This is a genomic window from Microbulbifer epialgicus (genome assembly GCF_041447265.1).
Lineage (GTDB): Bacteria > Pseudomonadota > Gammaproteobacteria > Pseudomonadales > Cellvibrionaceae > Microbulbifer > Microbulbifer epialgicus.
This window is the reverse complement of record NZ_JBGMEK010000053.1, coordinates 24578-31017: the sequence shown is the minus strand read 5'-3', so window position 1 is coordinate 31017 and position 6440 is coordinate 24578. Positions and strand designations below refer to the sequence as shown.

Annotated in this window: 4 protein-coding genes; 3 read left to right on the top strand and 1 reads right to left on the bottom strand. The window is 47.9% G+C overall.

Going from position 1 to position 6440, the window contains the following annotated elements:
* The first annotated feature begins 175 nt into the window (after window positions 1-175).
* Window positions 176-844 (top strand): pyroglutamyl-peptidase I, encoded by a 669-nt coding sequence (gene pcp / locus ACCI49_RS17785; RefSeq protein WP_371840491.1) that lies wholly within the window; start codon window positions 176-178, stop codon window positions 842-844.
* Between the two features lie 191 nt (window positions 845-1035).
* On the opposite strand, the gene ACCI49_RS17780 is transcribed toward pcp, so the two are convergent.
* Window positions 1036-1497, bottom strand: coding sequence for a cupin domain-containing protein (locus ACCI49_RS17780; RefSeq protein WP_371840489.1), 462 nt, complete (start codon window positions 1495-1497; stop codon window positions 1036-1038).
* 476 nt (window positions 1498-1973) lie between these two features.
* Here ACCI49_RS17780 and ACCI49_RS17775 point away from each other — a divergent pair, with 476 nt between their 5' ends.
* Both ACCI49_RS17775 and hrpB read left to right on the top strand, forming a co-directional pair.
* Window positions 1974-3545 (top strand): MFS transporter, encoded by a 1572-nt coding sequence (locus tag ACCI49_RS17775; protein WP_371840488.1) that lies wholly within the window; start codon window positions 1974-1976, stop codon window positions 3543-3545.
* A gap of 117 nt (window positions 3546-3662) precedes the next feature.
* The gene (hrpB, locus tag ACCI49_RS17770; protein ID WP_371840487.1) at window positions 3663-6224 is read left to right on the top strand and encodes an ATP-dependent helicase HrpB; all 2562 of its coding nucleotides are present in this window, start codon (window positions 3663-3665) and stop codon (window positions 6222-6224) included.
* Window positions 6225-6440 lie beyond the last annotated feature (216 nt).

Genomic DNA, 6440 nt, shown 5'->3' with positions numbered 1-6440 from the left:
TCTGGAACTGTCAAACTATGCGTGCCTCCCCAGCAAAGCTGGGGGGTCTCCCATTTTTACTAGCTGACTTAAACCACTCATCCAAGTAGGCTACGATAAAATTCCCTATTCTAGCGAAGTGGAGTTAGAGGCCCAAGGATCAAGTCATTATCAATTCAGTTAAAGAGTACTATATATGAAGAAGATTTTAGTTTCAGGCTTTGAGCCATATGGACATACACCAATAAACCCCGCAGAATCTGTCATGCGTGTTCTCGACGGAACACGTATCGGGAGTTCAGAAGTTTGCGGTATCCTAGTTCCAAACAATTTTTTCGAAAGTATTGATGTCGTAACCGCCGCTATAGCAGAACTTCGCCCGGAGCTAGTGGTGATGTTGGGAGAGTATGCTGGCCGCGCGGTGGTAACCGTAGAACGAATTGCGCAAAATCTAAACGACTCCACTCGGTACAATTTAAAGGACAATCGTGGGGTAGAAATACAAGGCGAGCCCATCATACCTAGTGGCCCAGCAGCTTATCGCAGTACACTCCCCCTTAGAGCAATGGTCAAGGCGATGCGCGATGCAGGAGTGCCCGCAGATATCTCTGACACCGCCGCCACTTTTTGCTGTAATCACCTAATGTATGGCGTGTTACATTATATTGTCACTAATCAACTTGGCATGTGTGCCGGTTGGATACACCTCCCACAACTCCCCCAAGTGGCAGCATTAACTGAAAACCTCGGCAACCCGAGTATGTCCAGAGAGACGGCGGCACTTGGAGTTCATGCCGGTATAGAAGCAGCCCTGCTGCACCCTCAGGATGTTGACATTCCCATTCCATCCAGATTTCAAATATAGGGCTAACCTGTATTAGAAATATCTTATTATTTATAGTAGTAATACTAAATCATTTTCTAAAGGTTTCAACTTCTTTCAGTCAAATAGGTAAACGTGCTTTCAAATAATAATTGATGAGACTTTAATTTTTTTCATTCAAGATGTATTGATACTCCATTCAAATATAAATAAAACTCCAACCAATTAATATATCAGCCAATCGCAGTTTGCCCTACGGTACTAATCAGTACGAAGGCAATACGGCAAGGTTTCGAATATCGATTTACCCAATTATGAATCGTCGCCCGTTGAACCAGGACATCACCGTCTTTCAGATGAACAGCCTTCCCTTCCCCCAGCTCCATATCAATCTCGCCAGAAAGAACAATGGCGTAGTCAATACTATCGGTGCGATGAACACGCGGGGTCACCCCTGGACCAAATTCCACTACTTTAAAGACGGAACCTCCGGGAATCGTGGTCCCTACTTCGCGAGCCCCCTTATCAGTATTTCCATCATCCAGCTCTACAGGCAAATCGGTAGTCGTCCAGAGCTGCTGTTGGTGCATATGTGGACGCCAAGTGGATATGTGCTTTCCCTCGTCGTCCAAGACAACCACTGGCTTTCCTGTGCTGTCATGCCCCGTCACAATACGTCGTAAATTCAATCCCACATCCTTCTCCATCGGGAAATCAGGTTAAATATCATAGTAGAAGTAATTCGTCATCTGTTCAGGGAAACGATTAAGGTAATGTGCGACATACCAAAAAGAGGGAAGGAAAGAATACACTGCGCTCGGGACCGTATGAGGCATGGATGCCACACAGTGAGTCTCGAGTGCAGTGTAATCTTTCCTTCTGGCCCAGTAGTAGAAGTATCAGCAGATATATCAGACGCTGCTACCAATTTTTCCTACAATCAACTCATATCTGACGTGATTGAGCTGAACTATAACAATATTTCAACTTTAACACTTCTTTCCACCGTCATTCCAAATATCAAACACTCAAGTGATAATGAATAGAGCAAACACACTTAGCGCCAGGAATAACATAATAAAATTAGGGATTTCTTGTATTGAAGCCTTATTTCCATTGTGAGACCGAAGCACGCTTAAAGACTTTTTGAGAGACATACGAAAGGCCCAAAATGAGCACGAGAAAGGATCAACTTTTAAAAGAATCCCCATATCAGTATCGCTGGTGGGTCTTGGGAGGCCTTGGATTGGGATTGATGATTATCAATATAGATGTCACTGTGATCAATCTTGCGATTCCCACAATAGGCGAAAATTTTTCCGCAAAAATATATCAATTACAGTGGATCAACAATATCTACCTGATCGCCATGGGGGGATTGATTATCACCACCGGAAAGTTTGGAGATAGGTTTGGACATAAAACTACCTTATTGTTAGGTGTAACTATTTTTCTTGTCGGGTCAATAATTGCCAGTTTAGCGCCAAATCTAAGCACCATAATTGCTGGAAGATTCATACAAGGCGCAGGAATGGCAGCCTCATTCGGAATGATCTTTGTGCTAGCTGAAAGTCACTTTCCGAAATCTGAACGAGGGTTGGCAGTAGGGTTGCTGGTAATATTTACCGCTACAGCCCAATCTATAGGACCAATTCTGGGCGGATTTATTGTGACTCATCTAGGTTGGAGATGGGCCTTCTTAATCAATGTTCCCGTTTGCTTACTGTGTCTTACTATTCTGCAAATTTTCGCAAGGAAAGATGCTGGAAACAGAAATATTAGTATTCACTATCCATCAGGGTTTTTAATTCTAATCGCATACTTGCTAATACTACTTTCACTTAATGTCGAGCCTCACAAAGGGCTTTATAGCTATCAATTTATTCTGCCACTCATAATCTCCATAGTACTCTTGGCTTCCGTATTCCTCTGGCAGCGAGTGCTCCCCCAACCACTGATCAACCTGGATCTATTGCACAAAAAATTATTCCAGGGATTGCTTATCACCCGTGCATGTTTTCAAATGATATTTGGTTCTTTCTTATTCATTTTACCTCTATACCTGCAAAACATACTGGGTTACGAGGCATCCAAGGTTGGGATATTTATCTTAACTATGACAATCTTCCTCTGCATTTCATCCATTGTAACAGGTATATTTAATAATAAATTTAACCCGATCCCTCCTATTGTCATTGCACAATTCACTTGCCTAATTGGCGCTCTATCACTGACCCTAATGCCGGACAAACTATCCTGGTACTATTTAATAGTCGGCATGATTTTCATAGGAGTCACAGCCGGAATAATGTACTCATCGACTAATCTTGCAGCAGTGCAAAGTGCTCCCAAAATGGAAAAAGGTGCGGCTTACGGGCTATTCATCTCCAGTACTTATCTTTGGTATGCCTCTGGAATCGCAATAACAGGGATGATACTGAGCACAATCAGCGCCCGAACCTTCTTAATACTCTCCAGTGACATCATCTCTACTGTACAAAAGCCAAATACTTTGGAAATACTCCCCTTTATAACCGGGGCGCAACCCCTGGAAAAAATTACAAAACTCTTTCCCGACCCATCTAGGCATCCTCAACTCCTAGAGTGGGGACAAGCAGCATTTCATGCTGGATTTCATGCGCTAATGATTGGATTTCTTTGCTTATCCATAATTGGAATCCTTGCAAGTTTACTTTTCAAAAATACAACCCAGCTGCTTCACAAGGAAGAGCCATTTGAGTAGCCTCTCAATGACAAGTGAGTCCCGGTTCTCAAAGGCCCCTTTCTATGTAAGTGAGAGTCTATGTAAGTGAGAGAACCCCATATCGTCTTCATTCTCTATCCACTATAATCCTCTGCCATGTCAGAGTTACCAATTTATTCTATCCTCCCCGAATTACTACGCAGCCTGAGTGAGCGCAACAATGTGGTGCTGCAGGCTCCGCCAGGTGCAGGTAAAACCACCGCTGTCCCCTTGGCACTGCTCAATAGCGACTGGCTTAAAGGCAATATCCTCATGCTAGAGCCTCGCCGTCTGGCGGCCCGAACGGCGGCCGCACGTATGGCCGCTCTGCTTAATGAAGAACTAGGGGAAACCGTTGGCTACCAAGTACGCGGGGAGCGCAAAACCAGTGACCGGACCCGTATCCTGGTAGTAACCGAGGGTATCCTTACCCGCCTGTTACAGTCTGATCCAGAGTTAACCGGGACCAGCTTGGTTATTTTTGATGAATTCCACGAACGGAGCCTACAGACAGACCTGTCATTAGCACTATGTCTGCAGTCGCAGGAGTACCTGCGTGAAGATATCAAGCTATTGATTATGTCTGCCACCCTGGAAACAAAGGCTGTTTCTGCAATTCTGGGCAAGGCGCCAGTAGTAACGAGTGAAGGCCGCAGCTTTCCTGTCAACGTTGAATACCTTGATCGACAGCATGATCTAGTGGACAACCGTCAACTGCCCCAGCTAATGGCCCGCAAGATAGTGGAGTGCATACGAACCAATGACGGAAGCCTACTCGCATTCCTGCCCGGCGTGAGGGAAATCCGCCTGGTCGAAGCATTGCTACTTGAGCGCTTCTCTGGCGAGGATCATGCATTTAGCGATATTGTGATAGCACCACTCTATGGCGACCTATCCAGGGAACAGCAGGACCAGGCCATTACCCCAGCGAAGCCTGGCAAACGGAAGATAGTTCTGGCCACCAACGTTGCAGAAACCAGCCTGACGATCGAAGGGATTCGTATGGTCGTGGATTCCGGACTGATGCGCGAATCACGTTTTGATCCCAACAGCGGCATGAACCGCCTGGTAACTGGCCGTATATCCCAGGCCTCAGCCACCCAGCGTAGCGGTCGCGCAGGGCGCCTCAGCGCCGGGCACTGCCTGCGTCTATGGAGCGAGGGGCGCCAGCGCAGCTTAAGCATGAAAAACACCCCTGAGATACTGCGTAGCGATCTGGCGCCAGTGGCACTGGAACTGGCTCAATGGGGTGTGAGTGATGCAGCTGAACTTCAATGGCTTGACCTACCACCCCCAGGTCCCATGGCACAAGCCCAGGAACTACTGCAGCAACTTGGCGCGCTGGATGATGAACTGCGCATCACCCGCCACGGCAGTGCCATGCTATCTCTCGGCTGCCACCCCCGCCTTGCCCATATGATGATTCGCAGCCTCGATTGGGGAGTCCAGCAGCAAGCTTGCCTGCTGGCAGCGCTCTTAGCGGAGCGCGATATTTTTCGCGGAGAGGCCCGCTGGGATAGAGATATTAGTAAACGCATAATGGTTTTACAGGACCAAGCGAAGGGCCGTGAGATAGATCACAACGCCTTAAAAAGAATTCGCCAACAATCCAAGGTTTGGCTATCACAACTGGAAAGGCTTACTCCTCGCCACTCAAGGGACAGTACAAATCTTGATCAGGCCGACTATATTGGCGCCATTTTGGGGCTGGCCTATCCAGACAGAATTGCAAAGAACCGCCACGACAATGGAAGGCGCTTTCTTTTATCCAGCGGACGCGGTGCACACTTCTCCCATGACGACCCCCTTGCCCTCTGCGACTATTTGGTAATCGCCGAGTTGGATGGCGGGGGCCGTGACGCACAGATCCAACTGGCCGCCCCCATTTCAGAAAGCGCCTTGCATAGCTGTTTTGATGATTTAGTGAAGCGGCAGACAAGAGTTCGTTGGGATGAGTCTGCCGGTCGAGCAGAAGCCCTCAGCCTTGTCACCCTCGGTAGATTGGTACTGCAACAGCAGGGGGCCAAAGACATCCCAGTTGAACTGCTGAGCCGCGCCCTGTTAGATGCCATCCGCCAAAAAGGGCTTGCGGTGCTGCCCTGGAGCCCCGATGCTCGGCAGCTGCGCAACCGGGTGGAATTTCTGCGCGACTGCGAAGAAGCCCATAACTTGTTGACCCAGACCACTCTACCTGACTGGAGTGACGCCTCCCTGCTAGCGAGCCTGGAAGAATGGCTACTGCCACACATTCAAAGCTGCAACAAGTTAGAACAACTGAAGCAGCTGAATCTTCTGAAAATACTGCAAGGGCAGTTGAATTGGCCGCAACAGCAGCTGATTGATGAGCTGGCGCCCAGTCACTACAATGTGCCCAGCGGATCTCGGATTCAGATCAACTACGAGGAATCCCCTCCGGTGCTGGCTGTGCGCCTGCAGGAATTATTTGGTCTGGCACAGACACCAACGATCCTGCGCGGGCGCTATACGCTGATGATTCACTTATTGTCTCCCGCTCGTCGACCGGTACAAATCACTCGTGACCTCGCCAACTTCTGGGCCAATACTTACCAAGAAGTAAAGAAAGAGTTGCGTATCAAGTACCAGAAACACTATTGGCCGGATGATCCACTCACAGCAGCAGCCACCAATAAAACCCGTAAAAGCATGAATATGCGATAGCGCCTCCACGGCTGCCATCGTTAAGCAGGGATTCAGGTTGGGCCGGCTACTTTCCGGTCTCTGACGCTATGGTAGTGTTGCAGATTCGCCAAGAGTGGAACCTGGTACAAAGTGAATATCAGTAGGAGAAGCCCCGGCAAGTTTATGATACCCGAACGGAACTTAACTGATATTTACCTGCCAACAAATGAAAAACTGGCAAGGACTCCTTGCCCA

What these genes read in the sequence shown, in the direction of transcription:
- pcp (WP_371840491.1), top strand. Translation starts at nt 176, where the DNA reads ATGAAGAAGATTTTAGTTTCAGGCTTTGAGCCATATGGACATACACCA.
- ACCI49_RS17775 (WP_371840488.1), top strand. Translation starts at nt 1,974, where the DNA reads ATGAGCACGAGAAAGGATCAACTTTTAAAAGAATCCCCATATCAGTAT.
- hrpB (WP_371840487.1), top strand. Translation starts at nt 3,663, where the DNA reads ATGTCAGAGTTACCAATTTATTCTATCCTCCCCGAATTACTACGCAGC.